Origin of the sequence: Burkholderia sp. Bp8963 (assembly GCF_003854275.1) — a bacterium.
In the GTDB taxonomy this organism is placed as follows: domain Bacteria; phylum Pseudomonadota; class Gammaproteobacteria; order Burkholderiales; family Burkholderiaceae; genus Burkholderia.
Window position 1 is genome coordinate 155,689 of the sequence record NZ_QTQP01000001.1, and the last position, 18,731, is coordinate 174,419.

Below are 18,731 nucleotides of genomic sequence, written 5' to 3' on the forward strand. Positions count from 1 at the left end.
GCAACTCCGGCACTTTCAGGGGTGGTGCACGCGACGCGCGCGCACCAGGGATTCGATCACATGGCATGCTGCGTCGAATTCGGCGGTCTTGTCGAAGAAGTAATCCGCGCCGGCCGTCGCACAAGCCTCCCTGAATGCCGGCGCCGAGTGATTCGTCAGCACGATCGTGATGACGCGTGGCGCGTACTTCGACAGCGTCCCGATCAGATCGAGGCCGCTGCCGTCCGCGAGCCGCAGGTCGACGATCACGACATCCGCCTGGCACCGGCGGATGTGCGCCCACGCACCCTGGCCGTCTTCCGCTTCGCCGACGACGTCGACGCCGCGGATTGCGCCGACGAGCAGTGCGATCCTCCGCCGCACGGCGAACGCGTGATCGACGAGGAACACCCTGAGCGCGGCGGGTGACAGGCTGGCATTCATGAGAGCCAGTATCGTGTTGCGCCGCCAAAAAGGAAATCGGCCGAATTGGAAGTTTGCGTAGGCAGGTTCGCCGCGTTGTAGGGTTTTTCCTACAATGCGTGGCGCGGCATGGACGCGTAACCGCGGCGTGCGCCGCCGTTACTCGCCCGCGCCGCTGGCCTCAGGCGCCGCCGCGTGCGGCGAGGGCGTCGCGCGCGGTGCGGCACGCGGCGAGATCCCATGCCGCGCAGCCGACGCTCTTGAACAGCAGCGGCCCGCTACGCTCGAACGTGCCGCGCAGCACGTCGGCGAGCGACGCGACGCTGCGCCAGTCGACCTGCGCGAGGATCAGGTCGCCCGCTTCGTGGCGCGCGCCGGCCGGATCGTCGACGACGAGCCGGCTGTTGCGGACGGTACCCGCATCGATTTCCGCCGCATCGGCCGTGAATGCGCCGACGCCGACCACGAGCCGGCCTTCGCGCGCCGCTTCACGGTAAACCGGCGTGCGGCTCGTCGTCAGCGTGACGACGACGTCGATCGTGTCGGCAATCGGGCTGTCCGGCTCGAGCGGCGTGAGCTGCGGCGCATGCGCGCGATGGGTCGCGCAGAATTCGGCGGCGCTGGCCGCGCGGGTGCCGCGCACGTACAGGCGCGCAGCGGGGAAGATCGCCGCGAGCGCTTCCGCATGATTGGCCGCCTGCTTGCCGGTGCCGATCAGCAGGATCTCGCGCGGCGCGTCGCCATGCAGCGCCTGGATTCCGAGCGCGGTGATCGCGGCGGTGCGGCGGCCGGTGACGGTCGGGCCGTCGAGCACGAAACGCATCTCGCCGGTGAGCGCGTCGCACGCGATGACCTGCCCGAGGATCGTCGGCAGCCCGCGCGCGCTGTTGCCGGGACACACGTTGACGAGCTTGTGGATTGCCAGGTCGTGAGCGCTCGACGGCATCGACAGCATCACGCCGCCTGCCTGCAGCGGCACGACGAGGCGCTCCGGGCTGACGATCTCGCCCGCCGCGTATTCGACGACGGTTTGCCTGAGCGTCGCGAGCAGCGCCGGATAGTCGAGCAGCGCGGCCGTCGCGGCCGCATCGAAAACGGGAATCTGGGAAAGAGCGGTCATCGTGCGAGTCGGAATGTCGGGTGAGCGTGGACGGGCGGGCGACCAGTGCGCCCGGTGCGTGGCTGCCGGATACCGCAAAACAGGCGGTCTGGATCGAATCTATACCAGCAGCTGGCGGAATGGCAAGCCAGAAAATGCAGCGAGGCGTTAATTTTGGTTCTAATATCAGTCCAAAGGAGCGCGCCGGGCCGCATCGGGCAGACGACGCGGCGCGCGGCTCCGGTATAGTGCGAACCCATTCCGATTCACGACCAGAACACCCGGCAGGAGCTTCACGATGTCGTCCGCGCGCCCCGAATTCTTCGAAAGCGGCTTCCGGCCGCTGCAAATCTACGAGCAGGTCGCCGAACGGATTCGCGACGAGATCCGCGCGGGGCGCTACGCGCCCGATTCCCGGCTGCCGTCCGAGCGCGAACTCGCGGCGCTGTTCAAGGTCGGCCGCCCGGCCGTACGCGAGGCACTCGGCGCGCTGCAGAACGAAGGGCTCGTGTTCACGAAGCGCAACTCGGGCACCTATGTCGTGCCGGCGCCGCTCGACGTGCTCGAGCGGGCCGGCCTTATGCGCGACGCGGCCGAGGCGGACGTCAGCCCGACCTCGACGCTCGACGTGCGGCTGATTCTCGAGCCCGCGATTGCGCGCCTCGCGGCTGCGCAGGGCCGGCCGGACCCGGTCGCGGAAGGCTATCTCGCGCAGATGGAGACGATCACCGACGTCGACGACCCGCACCAGCGCGCGCTGTGGAACGAGAGCGACCGGCTGTTCCATCGGCAGATCGCACTGATGACGGGCGACGCGCTGATCGTGAAGATCGCCGACGAGGTCGCGAAGACGATGGACCAGCCGCTGTGGAAGCGCCTGAAGGACGACGGGATCTACGACGCGGGCCGGATCCGGCTCTACGTATCCGAGCACCGGCTGATCTACGAGGCGATCGTGTCGGGCGACGCCGACGCGGCCGCGTTCTACGTCGAGCAGCACATTCGCCGCGTGCGGCGCGACATCGCGCCGAAGTGAGCCGTTCGGAAGCACGCTGGTTCGCGATCAGACCAGATTTCTGACCAATTTTTTTGAAATTGCTTGCGTAGTGACCACGCGTATCCTACATTGGTTTAACTAAAAACCAATCAGGAGACATCATGCGTAATCTCGTCACTGCGCTCGCCGTGGCTGCGGCCGTCGGCGCGCTGACTTCCGCGCACGCGCAGGAAGTCGTCATGATCGGGCATTCGGCGCCGCTCACGGGGCCGCAGGCCGCGAACGGCAAGGACAACGAAAACGGCGCCCGCCTCGCGATCGACGAACTCAACAAGCAGAACATCAAGGTCGCCGGCAAGACCGTGACGTTCAAACTGGTTTCCCAGGATGACCAGGCCGACCCGAAAGTGGGCGTGCAGGTCGCGCAGAGCCTCGTCGACAAGGGCGTCGTCGCGGTGCTCGGCCCGTACAACTCGGGCGTCGCGATCCCCGCATCGAACGTGTACAACAACGCGGGCGTGCCGATGTTGCCGGTTGCGTCGAATCCGGCGCTCACGAAACAGGGCTTCAAGAACATTTTCCGGATCGGCGCGAGCGACGAGCAGCTCGGCGGCACGATGGCCGTATTCGCCGCGAAGACGCTGAAGGCGAAGACGGCCGCGATCATCGACGACCGCACCGCTTACGGGCAGGGCGTTGCCGAGCAGTTCCTGAACGTCGCGAAGGCGAACGGCATCCAGATCGTCGACCATGAGTTCACGAGTTCGTCGGCGACCGACTTCCTCAGCATCCTGACGACAATCAAGGCGAAGAACCCCGACGTGATCTTCTTCGGCGGCTACGCGGCGCAGGGCGCGCCGATGGCGAAACAGATGAAGCAGCGCGGGCTGCGTGCGAAGCTGCTCGGCGGCGACGGCATCTGCTCGGCCGACATGGGCAAGGTGGCGGGCGAAGCCGCGTCGATCGTCTATTGCGCGCAAGGCGGCGTCGCGCTCGAGAAGACGGCGGCCGGGCGCGAATTCCTGAAGAAGTACCACGACGCGTATCACACCGACACGCAGGTCTATGCGGTCAACTACTACGACGGCGCGAAGCTGCTCGCCGACGCGATGGTGAAGGCCGGCACGACCACCGACAAGGCGAAGCTGATCGCTCAGCTCGCGAAGTCGGACTACAAGGGCATCGCGGGCACCTATTCGTTCGACGCGTCCGGCGACCTGAAGGGCGCGCCGACGGCCGTGTACGTGATCCGCAATGGCCTGCCCGTTCCTTATGGCGACTGACCGGCCTGGCCGGCGGGACGGGCGTCCCGCCGGACGCGGCGCGCGCCGGGCGCTTTCGTTTGTTTTCGCCGATCCGGCGCTTCCGGTCGCACCAACCGATTCACCCCCTCCGAACCACCAATGAAACTGACCCGATCCCTGTCCACCGTCGAAGTCCACACCGGCGGCGAGGCATTCCGCATCGTCACGAGCGGCCTGCCGCGCTTGCCCGGCGACACGATCGTCCAGCGCCGCGCATGGCTGAAGGAGCACGCCGACGACATCCGCCGCGCACTGATGTTCGAGCCGCGCGGCCACGCGGACATGTACGGCGGCTACCTGACCGAACCCGTGTCGCCGACTGCCGACTTCGGCGTGATCTTCCTGCACAACGAGGGCTACAGCGACCATTGCGGGCATGGCGTGATCGCGCTCGCGACCGCGGCGGTCGAGCTCGGCTGGGTGCAGCGCACGGTGCCGGAAACGCGGGTCGGCATCGACGCGCCGTGCGGCTTTATCGAGGCGTTCGTCAAGTGGGACGGCGAGCACGCGGGGCCCGTGCGCTTCGTCAACGTGCCGTCGTTTATCTGGCAGCGCGACGTGTCGGTCGACACGCCGTCGTTCGGCACCGTGACGGGCGACATCGCGTATGGCGGCGCGTTCTATTTCTACGTCGACGGTGCGCCGTTCGGCCTGCCCGTTCGCGAAGCGGCGGTCGAGCAGCTGATCCGCTTCGGCGCGGAGGTGAAGGCCGCCGCGAACGCGAAGTATCCGGTCGTGCATCCCGAGATCCCCGAGATCAACCACATCTACGGCACGATCATCGCGAACGCGCCCCGTCATCCGGGCTCGACGCAGGCCAACTGCTGCGTGTTCGCGGACCGCGAGGTCGATCGTTCGCCGACCGGCTCGGGCACGGGCGGCCGCGTTGCACAGCTCTACCAGCGCGGCCGGCTCGCGATCGGCGACACGCTCGTCAACGAGTCGATCGTCGGCACGATCTTCAAGGGGCGCGTGCTGCGCTTGACGACCGTCGGCGAGATCCCGGCCGTGGTGCCGGAAGTGGAGGGCAGCGCATACATCTGCGGTTTCGCGAACTGGATCATCGACGAGCGCGATCCGCAGGCCTACGGCTTTCTCGTGCGCTGAACGCGCGCGTTCGCCGTCATCCGGTTGTTGTACCAGGTTGGCGCGCGTTTCCGGTTGCCGGGCGCGCGCCTTTTTTGCGTCGATCGCTTCACGCGGCACCATCCGGCTTCGGGCGCGCGAACCGGCGCCGATCGGGTGTCGCCCCCCCCGCGTGCCGGTGCGACGCGCAACATTTGGTACGATGCACGCTTTTCAGCAGATCCCACACCCGCGTGAATCGCCGAAACGTGTCGTCAGTGCGTGCCCTCTGTGCCAAATGGGTCGCGCGCGCCCAACCCGTCGCGGCCGCCGCCGCCGCGCCAGTCAAGCGCCTCCTCGCCGTCGTCTGGTTCCACCTGCGCCATCCGACGCGCCGTGGCGTGCTGCTTGCCGCCGCTGCCGTACCGGCGCTGTTCGTGCTGTACGCGCTTGCGCTGATCCCGTTTACACCGAGCATCGGCGATATCCGCAAGGCGCGCGTCGACCAGCCCGCACAGGTGCTGTCGTCCGACGGCAAGCTGCTCGCCGAATTCAAGCCGTCGAACCGCGAATGGGTCGCGCTCAAGCAGATCTCGCCGCACATGATCGACGCGCTGATCGCGACCGAGGATCACCGCTTCTACGAACACCACGGGCTCGACTGGCGGCGCACCGCGGGGGCCGCGCTGCACACGTTCTCGGGCAGCCGCCAGGGCGGCTCGACGATCACGCAGCAGCTCGCGCGCAACCTGTATCCGGATGAGATCGGCCGCGCGCCGACGCTCACGCGCAAGGTGAAGGAAGCGATCACCGCGCTGAAGATCGAAGCGGTCTACAGCAAGGACCAGATCCTCGAGACCTACCTGAACACGGTGCCGTTCCTGTACAACGCGTACGGCGTCGAGATGGCTGCGCGCACCTATTTCGACAAGTCGGCGGACGAGCTCGACGTGCTCGACAGCGCGACGCTCGTCGGGATGCTGAAGGGCAACAGCTACTACAACCCGGTGCTGAACCCCGAACGCGCGCTGGCGCGGCGCAATACGGTGCTCGGCCAGATGGTGAAGTACGGCAAGCTGTCGCCGGCCGCGTTCGAGCAACTGAAGCGCCGCCCGCTGCGCGTCGACTTCGAGCGCCAGAAGGAGCCGCCGGGGCCGGCGCCGCATTTCGCGCAGCAACTGCGCAAGTGGCTGATCGCGTGGGCCGACCGTAACGACTACAACATCTATTCGGATGGGCTGATCGTCCGCACGACGATCGATTCGCGCCTGCAGGCGATGGCGACGCAGGCGCTGAAGCAGCAGGCGAACCAGCTGCAGGGCATCGCGAACGGCGCGTGGAGCGGGCGCGACGGCTGCGGAACCGACAACGAGGTGTTCCGCACGTTCATGCGCGAAGCGCCCGAATACAAGGCGATGCAGGATGCCGGCAAGAACGACGCGGCCGCGATGAAGGCGCTTGCGGCCGACCGCGGCTTCATGCGCGCGCTGTGCAAAGCGAAGACCGACGTGCAGGCCGGCTTCCTCGCGATCGATCCGCGCACGGGGCAGATCCGCGCGTGGGTCGGCAGCCGCGACTTCACGAACGAGCCATTCGACCATGTTGCGCAGGCGCGCCGCCAGCCAGGCTCGACGTTCAAGCCGTTCGTCTACGGCGCCGCGTTCGCGAGCGGGATGACGCCGGACGACACGTTCGTCGACCAGCCGGTCGAGATTCCGCTGAAGGGCGGCGAGATCTGGCGGCCGAACGACGACGCGCCGCCGACGGGCAAGCCGATGACGCTGCGCGACGCGATCGCGCTGTCGCGCAACCGGATCACCGCGCAGGTGATGGAGAAGATCGGACCCGCGAAGCCCGCGCGTCTCGCCTACGCGATGGGCGTGCGCGACAGCACGCTCGAACGCGTGCCGTCGCTCGCGCTCGGCACGAGCCCCGTCACGCTGAAGGAGATGGTGACGTCGTACGCGACGATCGCGAACGGCGGGCTGTATCTCGAACCGCAGATGGTGACACGCATCGAGAACCGCAATGGCGACGTGCTCGCCGAGTTCGCGCCGGCGCCGCCCGAGCGCGCGCTCGACGCGGAAACCGACAAGACGCTGATCGACGTGATGCGCGACGTCGTCAATCGCGGGACCGGCACGAGCATCCGCACGCGCTTCGGCATTCGCAGCGACGTCGCGGGCAAGACCGGTACCACGCAGGACAACGCGGACGGCTGGTTCATCCTGATGCAGCCGGACCTCGTCGCGGGCGCGTGGGTCGGCTTCGACGACGGCCGCGTGACGCTGCGCAGCGATTACTGGGGGCAGGGCGCGCACAGTGCGCTGCCGCTCGTCGGCGACTTTTTCCAGCGGGCGCTGCGTGCGCGGCTCGTCGACGCGAAGGCGAAGTTCGACACCGAGCCGTCGCCGGGCTGGTTCGGTTCGATGCAGGACCGGCTGTCGGGCTGGTTCGGCACGTGGTTCAGGCACGAGCCGAAGGAACCAACCGCACCGGCGAAGGTGCAGCGCGCGCCGCAGCCGGTTGCGCCGGAAGCCGGCGAGGCATCCGCGGCGTCGGCGCCGGAAGCCGCTTCGGGCGGCATCGTCGAGGAATGGGTGCCGGCGTCAGAGGTGGCCGCGTCGGCCGCCGCGCTGTCGGCCGGCAGCGCGGCCGGTGCGTCGCAGCCGGCCGCGAACGGTGCGGCAAGCGGCGCGATGAATGGCAACGGCGGCAACGGCGGAAATGCGGGCAACGGCGCAGCGCCTGCCGCCGTACCGCCGGCCGGTCCCGCGTCGCCGGCCGCTCCGCCGGCTCCGGCTCCCGCCACCCCCGACGTGCAGACGCCCGCCGGCGCGAGCAGCGTCTACTGATCCGCCTGTTCAGGTTTTGCGCGAGGCTGCCGTAATAGCGTCATCACGACAGCCTCGCGCGGGCCGCACCGCGTCTTTCCGATGCGCAGTTCACACGATTACGTCACGCTCGAGCGCGACGATTTCGCGGCCGGCGCGCCGCTGGGATTCGATCTCTACGACATCGGCGGCGCCGCGCTGCTGCCGGCCGGCACAACGCTGCACGACCCGGCGCAGCATGCCTTCCTGTTCGATCATTTCCGGCCCGCGAAGAAGGGCGCGCACGCGTCGCCGGTGCGGCCGCCGTCAGGCAACAGCATTGGCCTGACGACCGGCGCATCGATCGGCATCCGGCGGCGGGTGGGCGAGACGCGCGGGATGCTGCGTTGCCGGCTGATCGGCCGAGGCGCCGCACAGTCGCTGTTCGTCGAGCCGAAGCATGCGGCGGCGCTCGAGTTCGTGCGCGGCGACGACGTCGAGGCGATCGCGATCGGCCGCGCGGCCGTGGTCCGGTTCGCGGCGACCGTCGAAGCGGTGCACGGCGAGCCGGCGCCGTTCATGGTGCTGTCGCCGCCCGGCTTCGTCGAACGGCTGCGTACGCGCGCCGAGCCGCGCGTGCCCGTGCGGATCGCCGCCCGCTGCTGTGGCGGGCAGGACGGCGTAGGCAGCTTCGGGATCGTGCGTGACATCAGCCTGCACGGCCTGTCGATCGCCACGTGCGACCCGGTCGCGGCGGCCGGAGAGCCGCTGCGGATCCGGCTGCCGTATGAAGTCGGTGGCAATGTCGCGCTGCTGCCACTCGGCGGCACGGTGCGCCACGTGCACGTGGATCCGGCGGCGCCGGGATTCGTGCTGCATCACGTCGCATACGACGAGATGGAGCCGGCCGATGCGGTGCGCCTGAAGGCGCTGCTGTTCGACCGGCTGATGGCGTGGGCGGACGTCGGCGGCGTGCGCTGAGCCACATGGCCTGCGCGATGTGTTCCGCGCGCCATTCGCAATGCTGGCACTGTCAATAATCAGACAAATCGGCGGGATCGCGACGTATTGTATAAATTCCGTCAACAGTGAATTCGTGATTTAAGTATTTACCCTGATTGCCGGGCCTCCTAGACTTCAGGTCATGCGCAAAGACACACAGTCCGCAGCGCCTGAAAAAAACATCTCGGAGGTACTACATCATGAAGTCGCTGATCAAAGCCGTTGCACTGGCCGCCCTGGTGGCAGCCCCGGTCGTGTCGTTTGCGCAGTCGAACCAGCAGCCGCTGACCCGCGCGCAAGTGCGCGCCGAACTGGTCCAGCTCGAAAAGGCCGGCTACAACCCGAACGACTGGATCAACTATCCGGAAAACATCCAGGCCGCGCAGGCGAAGATCGCCGCCGCGCAGAACACCGGCGCAGCCGCCGACACGACCGGCTATGGCGCGAACCCGGCGGCAAAATCGCAGGCCGGCGACCGCGTCGTCGTGCCGGCAGGCCGCGACCGCTCGTCGGTCTATTTCGGCCAGTGAGCGCCGGCGCCCGGTAGGGCACGCGTCTCGCCCGGAACGCAAGGCCCGCACTCGCGACGAGTGCGGGCCTTTTGCATTCTCATCTCCGCACGTCCGGCACCTGCTTCGACGCTTTCGTCCCACCGCCCCGCGCGCGCCCGGCGAGCACGAGCGCGATTCCGCCGAGGATCGCGACCGACGCGATCGCGAGCCGCCAGGTCGGCTGCTCCGCGAGGAACAGCACGGCGCCGCACGCGGCGATCGGCGGCACCGACAGTTGCACGGCGGCCGCGCGCATCGCGGTGAGGTGCTTCAGCGCCGCATACCAGATCACATAGCCGATTCCCGAAGTCAGCGCGCCGGACGCGACCGCGAGCAGCGCGCCGCGTGTCGTCAGATGAAACCGCCCGGCAAGCACGACGCTCAGGATCAGCGCCATCGGCGCGGCGCGCAGGAAATTGGCGGCGGTCGACGCGAGCGGATCGGCGAGGCCGCGCCCGCGCAGCGAATAGACACCCCACGCGATGCCGGCAGCCGACATCAGCACGACGCCGCCCGCCGTCGGCGCGGACACGCCAGGCGACACGAGGTACAGCAGCCCGGCGACTGCGGCGCCCATGCCGAGCCAGCCGGCGGCCGCGAATCGTTCGCCCGCACGCAGGCCGGCCGCGAACATCGTCAGCTGGACCGCGCCGAACAGGATCAATGCGCCGGTCGCGGCGCTGACCGTCAGGTAGGCGAACGAGAAGCACGCGACGTACGCGAACAGCATCGTCGCGGCGAGCCAGTCCGCGCGCGGCGGCGGCCGGTGCGCGCCTGCGCGCGCGACGATCGCGAGCATCAGCGCGCCGGCCACGAGGCGCAGGCTGCCGAAGCTCGCCGCATCGATCCGTGCGTCATGCAGCGCGAGGCGGCACAGCAGCGAGTTCGACGCGAACGCGAGCATCGCGACGCAGGTCAGCAACACGGTGCGCGCGGTCGGCTGCGTGCCTGTCGGCGCGGGATCGGACGAGGTCGCGAGCGGGCGCACGGCCGCCTCACAGGTGTCCGGCAAGATGTCCGGCGGCGATCAGCGCCGCGCCGCCGAGCAGCGCGAAGCCAAGCGGCGCGGTGAGCCTTCGCCCCCACGCCGCATTCTTCTCGACGGCCATCGCCGCCGCGAGCGCGAGCATCCAGCCGAGGCTGCCGGCGCCGACGACGAACATCAGCAGCATCAGCGCCCAGCAGCAGCCGACGCAGAACAGCCCATGCCGTCCGCCGAGCGCGAACGCGTGCCGGTGCGGCGCGCTGCCGCGCCAATGGCTGATCACGAAGCTGAGCGGGGTCCGGCAGCGATCGAGGCAGCGCGTCTTCAGCGCGCTGAACTGGAACGCGCCGGCCAGCGCGAACCCCGCCGCGCCAATCAGCCAGCCGCGCCACGCGAGCGCCGGCACATGGGCGACGCCGGTCAGCAGCAGTGCGTGCAGGCCGTGCGCGAGCAGGCCGAACGCGCTCCAGACCGCGACATAGCCGAGGCCGACGAGCGCGAGCAGGCGCGCACGATCGGGCCGGTCTGCGACGACCCGCGCGAACGCATTGAACAGCGACAGCGTGGTCGGCAGCATCATCGCGAGGATCATCAGCGTCCACGATGCCGCATAGAGCACGGCCGGCAGCCACAGCGTCGCGCCGGGCAGCGCATGGCACAGGGTCGCGATCGGCCCGGACAGCGTCCAGCCGTCGTGTTCGAGGTAGCGTCCGTACGGGCTGCGTGCCCATGCCCACAACGCGACCCACGCGAGCGCGACGAGGCTCGCGAACACGAGCGGAAACACGCGGCGATGTTGCAGCGCGGCCATGGCCGTTCCCGCCGCCGCGCGAACACGCGTGCGCCGCGCGGCGAGCGATGCCGTTCAGGCGTCGAACAGGAACGTGCTCTGCAGCGCGTTGTGATTCGTCAGGTTGACGTCGATGCCGATCGCCGCGTTCTTCGATCGATAGACGGGCGCCTTGCCGACGAACACCGGCGCGCCGGGCACGGTCGAGAACACGGTATCGGTCAGTGTCGTCTGCGCGCCGCTCGGGCCGAGGTACGGCTCGAGCTCCGCGTGGTAGTCGGTGCCGATCGTCAGCGTGCCCTTCGCGCCAACGACATCGAACCTGATCGGCGCGCGCTCGACCGACACGACGGTGCCGATCAGCTTCGCGAGCTCGGCGATCGGTCCGCCGGCCTCGCCGGTATAGACCTTGAGCAGCGCTTTTTCCTGTTCGTCGGACGCGCTGTCGTTGATGAAGATCGCGGCGGTCCAGTTGCCCTGCAGGATGTTGCCGGGTACGCGGCAGACGGCGGCGATCGTGCAGCCGCCGACGTCGATGCCGTCGATGGTGCCTTTGTCCATGTGCCACGCGACGATCGTGTCGCAGCTGCCGAAGTCCGGATCTTCGCCGATCCAGCACGGGCACAGCACGCGGCAGTTGCAGACCTCGAGCAGACGGCCTTCCAGGTGATAGCTCATGGTTTCCTCCATTCTTGCGAGAGCGACCGCGCGGTGCGCGACGCATCGGAAACCGGCCGACGCTCGGTCAGGCCTGATCGACGGTGTGAACGCGGAGTGCGCAGAGGAATGCGACGAGTGCGGGAGCGAGGTGGATGCGCTAGCGTGAAGCCGGATCAGCGTATTAATTTTTGCAGTGTAGGCGCGGGCGGGCGATATGCAAGGCGATGCGGGGTGGGTGCGCGCATGCCGGGCTGACAAGCGTGCGCGCGTGCGCTAGGATCGCGGTCGATGTTGCCGCGCGGACGCGGCCGATGCGCGTGCAAACGCGCCGGCCCGTGACGCGGCGCCGTGCGCCGAGGCGCGGCAGGGCGGTTGGCCCGGCATCGTGTTCCACGACATCAACGAATAAAAAGGAGCGTCCATGCGTGTCTTGACCGGTCTGCTGTGCGCGTTGGCACTGGCGGCGAACGCCCATGCGCAGGTGAACTGCGTGAATGCATCCGACCAGGCGGCGATGACGGCGTGCGCCGATCGCGCGTACCGGAAGTCCGATGCGGAGCTGAACCGCGCTTACCAGGCCGTGACCGCGCGTCTGCACGACAACGGTCCGCTGGCGGAGAAACTCGTCGCCGCGCAGCGTGCGTGGATCGCGTACCGCGATGCCGAGTGTGGTTTCTCGAGCGCGGGCGCGGCGGGCGGCAGCGTCTATCCGATGGTGGTCTCGACGTGCCTCGACGATCTGACGAAAGTGCGCACCGAAACGCTGCAGGGCTATCTGTCGTGCGACGACGGCGATCTTGCCTGTCCGGTGCCGGCGAAATGAGTGGGTTGCGTGACGCGGCAGCGGTTGCCAGCGTCACGCCGGCTGCGATGCGCGGCCTGTCGTACGTCGCCGTTACACATCGTCCGTTTCGTCGAGCAGCTTGTGGCGCATCGCGTAGCGCACGAGCGCGGCCTCGTGCGGCATCTGCATCTTCTCGAGGATCCGCGTCTTGTACGTGCTGACCGTCTTCGCGCTCACGCACAGCGCCTGCGCGATCTCCGTCAGCGTCTGCCCCGCGGCGATGCGCCGGAACACGTCGAATTCGCGGTCCGACAGCCGCTGGTGCGGCAGCGTTTCCGCCGGTTCGTTCAGGCTCTGCGCGAACTGTTCGGCCATCGCGAGGCTCACGTAGACGCCGCCCGACGCGACCTTCGTCACCGCGCCGACCAGCTCGGCGCTCGCGCTTTCCTTCGTCAGGTAGCCGGACGCGCCCGCGCGGAACGCGCGCACCGCGTACTGCTGTTCCGCATGCATCGTCAGCACCAGCACGCGCAGCGCGGGCTTCTCGTCCTTGATCTGCTTGATCAGCTCGACGCCGTTGCGGCCCGGCATCGACAGGTCGAGCACCAGCACCTGCGCGGGGGTCGAGCGCACGAGCGCGATCGTCGTCGGGCCGTCCCAGGCCTCGCCCGCGACCTCGAAGCCGCTGGCGTTCTGCAGAATGTGCCGCAACCCGTCGCGCACGAGCGTATGGTCGTCGGCGATGAGCACCTTGATCATGTGTATGTGTTTTCCTGTTGGATCGTGTTCAGCGGGAGGGCGACGGTGAGCGAGAAGCCGCGCGCGAGCGCGGTGTCGATCGTCACGGTGCCGCCCAGCATGTGCGCGCGTTCGCGGATGCCGATCAGCCCGAACGACTTGTCCTCGTGCGACGGGCCGCCGGGCGCCGAGCCGCGGCCGTTGTCCGCGAGGCGCAGCACGCAGAAGCCGCTCTCGACGTCGAGCGTCAGCGCGACCCGCGTCGCGTCCGCATGGCGCGCGACGTTGGTCAGCGCTTCCTGGACGATGCGGAACAGCGTCGTCGCGCCGGCGCTCGTGAACGTGAGGCCGCCCGTTTCGATGTGCCGCTCGACGTCGATGCCGTAGCGGTTCGTGAAATCGTTCGCGAGCCATTCGATCGCCGGCACGAGGCCGAGATCGTCGAGCATCACGGGCCGCAGGTCGGCCGCGATGCGCCGCACCGACGCGACCGTCGCGTCGATCAGCCGCCGCATGCCCTGCAGTTGCGTGAGCATGTCGCTGTCGGGCGCCGTGCCGTCGGCCGCGCGCAGGCGGTTTTCGACGACCGACAGGTCCATCTTCAGCGCGGTGAGCTGCTGGCCGAGATCATCGTGCAGTTCGCGCGCGATGCGGCTCTTTTCCTCCTCGCGCACGTTCTGCAGGTTCGCCGACAGCTCGCGCAGTTCCTCGCGCGACTGCTTGAGCGCGTTTTCCGCGCGCAGGCGTTCGGTGATGTCACGCAGCATCACCGTGTAGAGCTTGCCGGATGCATCGCGGATCTGCGAGATCGACGCCTCGATCGGGAACTCCTCGCCGTTGCCGCGCAGCCCGAACAGCACGCGCTGCCGGCCCATCTGCCGCTCCGACACGCCGGTCACGCCGAACTGGTCGACGTGCTTCGCATGCGCGGCACGGAACCGCTCGGGGATGAAGCGCGACAGCGGCGCGCCGATCGCTTCCATCGCGGATACGCCGAATACCTGCTCGGCCATCGGATTGAAGATCACGACCGTCTGCTGTTCGTCGATCGTGATGATGGCCTCCATCGACGAGCGGATGATGCCCATCATCCGTGCTTCATTGAGGATGCCGCGGCTGCGCGCGCCGAGGTCCGGCATCGCCGCGAGCCGGCCGCGCAGCAGCGCGTGAAGAAGCACCGCGAACACGAACGACGCGACAAGTCCGGCCGCGAGCACCGTGCCGGCCGCGCGCTGCGCGCCCGTCGTGCTCGGCCGGCCATCGGCCGAATACGCGAGCGTCAGCGTGCTGCCGCCAAAGTTCAGCAGGTCGGTCCGGCGCATCAGGTCGGGCGACACGGACGCTTCGTCGCTGGTCGACTCCGCGCTGAAGATCGGCCGTGCGTCGTCGTTGGCGCTCACCCGCAGGTCGATCCCGCGCTCGGCGTCGAGCGCGCGTTCGATCAGACGCCGGGAATCCAGCGCGGCGAACACGACGCCGTCGATGCCGCTATCGTGCGCGGCGGCCGGCGCCGTCGCGTGCAGCGCGTCGCTGACCGGCAGAAACAGCGTCACCGCGCGCACGGCATCGTCGTCAGCCGGATGCACGCCGAGCGCGGCTTCGCCGGTGCGCACCGCGCGCCGCAGCGATGCGGCGTCGGGCGCGCCGAAACGGGCGACGGGCGAGGACGACGCGGGCGCGCTGAGCGCGGCGACGGCGAGCGGCCCGTCCGGCGTCGCGGCCGCGCCCGCGAGCGCCGCGCGCACGGCGGGCGACAGCGACGCATAACCGATCTGGCGGACGGGCGAATGGCCGTTGTCGAGGTCGAGCGTGTCGACGTACTGCCGCCATTGCCCGGACGTCATCTGCGGGGCGAGGCCGAGCGCGCCGCGCGCGCCTTCGAGCACGACGACGCCGGCCTGCAGCTCGTGGCGCAGCATCGCCGTCACGTGCGCGGTGCGACGTTCGAAGCGTGTCTGGACGGCGTTCTGCCATTGCTCGCGCACGAGCAGCGCGACGCCGAGCGACAGCGCGGCGCCGGCAGCAAGCGCAACGACGCCGGCCGCGAGCGGCTGGCGTAACATGGTCTGAAAGCGCGACGGCACGAAGGCGTCGCGCGTTGGGGTTCCGCTGGCGGTCATCTGCAGGCCACTCTGTCTCGAGGCCGCCGTTGGCACGCGGGCGGCTCAGGAAAATCGGGCGCGACTTGCGCCCGACGCGTGGTGGTGTCTGTTTACAAGTCGAAATTGTGCGCGTGTTGCACCTTTCATGTAAATGGGGTCGGCTAAAAATGCAGCGAAGGGAGGCGGGGAGCCGCGGCGTCGACCGTGCTTGATGCGCGTCAACCGCTGCGCGGGCGTGTGGGGCCAGACTGATCGGGAGACCGGCCGGGTACGTGCGTGAGCCAGCGACGGGTACGCATGGGCCGAAGGGCCGGCTGGCGGATAAGGACCGGATGTCCAGTGGGAGGTGCGGACCATGTACAAGCGGATTTTCGTTGCGCTCGACGACAGCTCCAGTGCGCGTCTGGCGCTAGATGAGGCGATCCGGATCGCGGCGGCGTCAGGCGGCACGATCACGTGTGCGCATGTCGTCGAGCACAAGCAGCAGCTCGTCGATGTCGATGCAGGCTTCGCGGATACGCGGGATATCGAACCGTCGTCCGCGGATGCGGTGACGCACGCGCTCGACGATGCGAAGGCGGCGCTCGCCGCGCATCGCATCGAAGGGACGGTGCGTGCGCTCGACGCGTATGGCGAGGACATCGCGGCGGTGCTGATGCGCACCGCGGCCGAGGCCGGCGCGGACCTGATCGTGATGGGGACGAGCGGGCGGCACGGCTTGCGGCGGCTGCTGGTCGGCAGCGTCGCGGAATCGCTGCTGCGCGCGGCCGACCGGCCGGTGCTGATGGTGCGGCACAGCGAAAAAGCCGTGGCGCCGGCCGCTGCGGCGCCGGGCGCGTAGCGCCGGCAGCAGTACACGCGCCGCGCACGAGGTTCGCGGCGCCGGGATCGCTGCACCGGGTTCGCCGGTTCTCCGCCGGCGGGCCGGTGCGGGTTGCGCTCGTCGCATCCGGTTGCACTGCGCCGCGCACTTCTGGCAGCATCCGCCGGATAGCCCCGTTTTCCTCATCGCCGGGCGCGCAACGGGTCGACGCGCGTCGGGGCCGGCGTGCATGGAGCGCAGCAGATGACAATATCGACAAAGGGACTGCGACTGGCCGAGGTCTGGTTTCAGCGCGCGCTGTGGATCATCGCGGTGGTGTTTGCCGGTTTCCTGATCGGGCTCGGCGGGCTGATCGTCGGCGATCTGCCGCGCGTCGAACAGACGCCGGACCGCGACACGTTCATCGACCAGCAGGCGGCCGCGCCGTTGCGCGCGACCCTCGCGAAGCTGGCGGTCGAGCAGACCGCGAACCGCGATGCAACCGAGCAGGCAACGCTGTTGCTGACGGCCGCCGAGCAGGACACGCAGCAGGCGCGCGAAGCGTTCCGCGCGGTGATCGCGAGCCGCCACGCGACCGAGCGCGCCGAACAGGATCCGGCCGTGATCGCGCACGCGCATGCACTCGAGGCGGCGACGCAGCGCGAGCGCGACGCACAGGCGCGCATCGGCACGTTGAAGCAGGCCGCGCAGGCGCTCGACCGTCAGCAGGGTGCGATGCGGCAGGCGCTTGGCGAACTCGAAGCGCAGGCGGACAGCCGGCTCGAAGCGGCGCAGCGCGAGCAGGAACTGCGCGTGTTCGGCATCCGGCTGCTGTTCACGGTGCCGCTGCTGCTGATCGCCGGCTGGTTGTTCGCGAAAAAGCGCGGCGGCCGCTACTGGCCGTTCGTGTGGGGTTTCATCTTCTTCGCGCTGTTCGCGTTCTTCGTCGAGCTCGTGCCGTATCTGCCGAGCTACGGCGGCTACGTGCGCTACATCGTCGGCATCGTGCTGACGGTCGCGGTCGGGCAATACGCGATCCGTGCGCTGTCGCGCTATCTCGAGCAGAAGCGCCGCGAGGAACAGCAGCCGGACCTGTCGCGGCGCGAGGCGCTCGACTTCGTGACCGCGTATGCGCGGATCGCGAAGAAGGTGTGTCCCGGCTGCGAACGGCCGCTCGATACCGCCGACCCGAACGCGAATTTCTGCCCACACTGCGGGATCTGCGTGTTCAACGCATGCACACGGTGCGATACGCGCAAGAATGCGTTCAGCCGCTTCTGCCCGGCGTGCGGCACGTCTGCCGACACAGCGGTGCCGCCGGCGCCGGCCGCTTGACGGGGGGGAACCGAGGCGAACGGGAGCGGCGCCACTCGCGCAGCCCGCGAGCCTGCGGGAAAACGCCTTTGCGTGTCGCCGCGCGGCGCGCAGAGCACATGCCGTGCCGCGCGGCATTTATCAAACCCGTTTAGAATGCCGGTCATGCTGTCCCGCTGCGCAACTGTCGCGGCAAACGTTGCAGCGCCGGTCGACGGTGGCCCCGCCGGCATGGTCTGCCTGTCCTCCAGGAGCGCCGCCGTGTGGCATTTTCCCGTCGCGATACCCTCGTCGCTCGGCCCGTGGGCCGTGTTCGCGAGCGTGCTGATCACGCAGCTCGGCGTGCCCGTGCCGGCTGTGCCGATGCTGATTCTCGGCGGCACGATGGCGGCGATGGGGCAGGCATCCTATGCGAGCATGTTCGCGGCGGCCGTCGGCGCGACGATGATCGCCGATTCGCTGTGGTTCTTCATGGGCCGCACGCGCGGCCGCCGGCTGATCAATGCGCTCGTGCGCTTCTCGCTGTCGCTCGATACGACGCTGCGCTTCGCGCGTAATGTGTTCGAAAGACATGGCGCACCGCTCCTCGTGCTCGCGAAATTCCTGCCCGGGCTCGGCCTCGTGTCGGCGCCGCTGCTCGGCACGACCGCGATCGGCGTCGGCGTGTTCCTGCTGTGGGACCTGGCCGGCGCGTCGCTGTGGGCCGCGTTCTGGCTCGTCGGCGGCGCGGCGATTCACGACCAGATCGTCCAGCTCGTGCTGTGGGTGCGCGCGAGCGGCGGCACGATTCTCGACGCGTTCCTCGCGATCTTCATCACGTTCCTGCTGTATCGCTGGGTGCGCCGCATCCAGTTCCGCCGCTGGCTCGCGCAGGTGCGCATCTCGCCGCCGCAGCTCGTCGAGATGATGACGTCCGACGAGCCGCCGCTGATCTTCGACGCACGGCCGCGCGCGATACGCGAGCGCGAGCCGTACCGGATCGCCGGCGCGGTGCCGGTCGATCTCGATTCGCCGGACCTGCTCGATCCGGAAGTGATGAAGCGGCCGATCGTCGTCTACTGCGTATGCCCGAACGAGGCAACCGCGAAGCGCATCGTCGCGAAGCTGCAGCGCAAGAAGATGATCCACAACATCAAGGCGCTCAAGGGCGGCCTCGACGCATGGGAGAAGCACGGCTATCCCGTCGAGCCGATTCCGGCCGACCTGGACACGTCGCGCTATTTCGTGCGGCCCGAGCACGCCGCTGCAGAAGGCGAATATACGGTGCGCGCGACGCTGTCGAAGTAAATGGCCGCGCGGCCGCTGCACCATTTCCTTATTTGA

General features: G+C 68.8%; 17 protein-coding genes. 10 read left to right on the plus strand and 7 right to left on the minus strand.

Features of this window, described 5'->3' with window-relative positions:
- Nucleotides 1-15: 15 nt before the first annotated feature.
- Nucleotides 16-423, minus strand: coding sequence for a response regulator transcription factor (locus DID96_RS00700; RefSeq protein ID WP_124597353.1), 408 nt, complete (start codon nucleotides 421-423; stop codon nucleotides 16-18).
- A gap of 160 nt (nucleotides 424-583) precedes the next feature.
- Nucleotides 584-1,522, minus strand: coding sequence for a bifunctional Delta(1)-pyrroline-2-carboxylate/Delta(1)-piperideine-2-carboxylate reductase (gene lhpI, locus DID96_RS00705; protein WP_124597354.1), 939 nt, complete (start codon nucleotides 1,520-1,522; stop codon nucleotides 584-586).
- A gap of 277 nt (nucleotides 1,523-1,799) precedes the next feature.
- Here lhpI and DID96_RS00710 point away from each other — a divergent pair, with 277 nt between their 5' ends.
- From DID96_RS00710 to DID96_RS00735, 6 genes are all read left to right on the plus strand, one after another.
- The gene (locus DID96_RS00710) at nucleotides 1,800-2,537 is read left to right on the plus strand and encodes a FadR/GntR family transcriptional regulator (protein ID WP_124597355.1); all 738 of its coding nucleotides are present in this window, start codon (nucleotides 1,800-1,802) and stop codon (nucleotides 2,535-2,537) included.
- 122 nt (nucleotides 2,538-2,659) lie between these two features.
- Entirely contained in the window at nucleotides 2,660-3,781 is a 1,122-nt protein-coding gene (locus DID96_RS00715; RefSeq protein ID WP_124597356.1) for a branched-chain amino acid ABC transporter substrate-binding protein, read from the plus strand.
- 120 nt (nucleotides 3,782-3,901) lie between these two features.
- Complete coding sequence (gene lhpH / locus DID96_RS00720; protein WP_124597357.1) at nucleotides 3,902-4,909, plus strand: trans-3-hydroxy-L-proline dehydratase; 1,008 nt, start codon at nucleotides 3,902-3,904, stop codon at nucleotides 4,907-4,909.
- A gap of 236 nt (nucleotides 4,910-5,145) precedes the next feature.
- Nucleotides 5,146-7,722, plus strand: a complete 2,577-nt coding sequence (locus DID96_RS00725; protein ID WP_409333744.1) for a penicillin-binding protein 1A — start codon at nucleotides 5,146-5,148, stop codon at nucleotides 7,720-7,722.
- Between the two features lie 81 nt (nucleotides 7,723-7,803).
- A complete protein-coding gene (locus DID96_RS00730; protein WP_124597358.1) occupies nucleotides 7,804-8,661 on the plus strand; it encodes a PilZ domain-containing protein in 858 nt (285 codons plus the stop codon).
- Nucleotides 8,662-8,882: 221 nt separating this feature from the next.
- Nucleotides 8,883-9,212: a DUF4148 domain-containing protein gene (locus DID96_RS00735; RefSeq protein WP_124597359.1), complete on the plus strand. Its 330-nt coding sequence runs from the start codon at nucleotides 8,883-8,885 to the stop codon at nucleotides 9,210-9,212.
- Between the two features lie 79 nt (nucleotides 9,213-9,291).
- On the opposite strand, the gene DID96_RS00740 is transcribed toward DID96_RS00735, so the two are convergent.
- The 3 genes from DID96_RS00740 to DID96_RS00750 are packed head-to-tail and all read right to left on the minus strand — an operon-like array spanning nucleotide 9,292 to nucleotide 11,686.
- Entirely contained in the window at nucleotides 9,292-10,221 is a 930-nt protein-coding gene (locus DID96_RS00740) for a DMT family transporter (RefSeq protein WP_124597568.1), read from the minus strand.
- 7 nt (nucleotides 10,222-10,228) lie between these two features.
- A complete protein-coding gene (locus DID96_RS00745) occupies nucleotides 10,229-11,029 on the minus strand; it encodes a DUF2182 domain-containing protein (RefSeq protein ID WP_124597360.1) in 801 nt (266 codons plus the stop codon).
- A 54-nt stretch (nucleotides 11,030-11,083) separates the two neighbouring features.
- Nucleotides 11,084-11,686, minus strand: coding sequence for a DUF1326 domain-containing protein (locus tag DID96_RS00750; RefSeq protein WP_124597361.1), 603 nt, complete (start codon nucleotides 11,684-11,686; stop codon nucleotides 11,084-11,086).
- Nucleotides 11,687-12,089: 403 nt separating this feature from the next.
- Here DID96_RS00750 and DID96_RS00755 point away from each other — a divergent pair, with 403 nt between their 5' ends.
- Complete coding sequence (locus DID96_RS00755) at nucleotides 12,090-12,491, plus strand: lysozyme inhibitor LprI family protein (RefSeq protein ID WP_124597362.1); 402 nt, start codon at nucleotides 12,090-12,092, stop codon at nucleotides 12,489-12,491.
- A gap of 72 nt (nucleotides 12,492-12,563) precedes the next feature.
- Here the strand turns inward: DID96_RS00755 and DID96_RS00760 are convergent, their stop codons facing one another.
- Nucleotides 12,564-13,211 (minus strand): response regulator transcription factor, encoded by a 648-nt coding sequence (locus tag DID96_RS00760; RefSeq protein WP_124597363.1) that lies wholly within the window; start codon nucleotides 13,209-13,211, stop codon nucleotides 12,564-12,566.
- Nucleotides 13,208-15,310 carry a PAS domain-containing sensor histidine kinase gene (locus DID96_RS00765; RefSeq protein ID WP_124597364.1) on the minus strand — a complete coding sequence of 701 codons (2,103 nt, stop codon included), beginning with the start codon at nucleotides 15,308-15,310 and terminating at the stop codon, nucleotides 13,208-13,210. The genes DID96_RS00760 and DID96_RS00765 overlap by 4 nt, the downstream gene beginning before the upstream one ends.
- 337 nt (nucleotides 15,311-15,647) lie before the next feature.
- Between DID96_RS00765 and DID96_RS00770 the strand changes: the two genes are divergently transcribed.
- The 3 genes from DID96_RS00770 (at nucleotide 15,648) to DID96_RS00780 (ending at nucleotide 18,695) form a co-directional block, all read left to right on the plus strand.
- Complete coding sequence (locus DID96_RS00770; RefSeq protein ID WP_124597365.1) at nucleotides 15,648-16,133, plus strand: universal stress protein; 486 nt, start codon at nucleotides 15,648-15,650, stop codon at nucleotides 16,131-16,133.
- A 225-nt stretch (nucleotides 16,134-16,358) separates the two neighbouring features.
- Nucleotides 16,359-17,429: a zinc ribbon domain-containing protein gene (locus DID96_RS00775; protein ID WP_124597366.1), complete on the plus strand. Its 1,071-nt coding sequence runs from the start codon at nucleotides 16,359-16,361 to the stop codon at nucleotides 17,427-17,429.
- A gap of 240 nt (nucleotides 17,430-17,669) precedes the next feature.
- Entirely contained in the window at nucleotides 17,670-18,695 is a 1,026-nt protein-coding gene (locus tag DID96_RS00780; RefSeq protein WP_124597367.1) for a DedA family protein/thiosulfate sulfurtransferase GlpE, read from the plus strand.
- The last annotated feature ends 36 nt before the right edge of the window (nucleotides 18,696-18,731 follow it).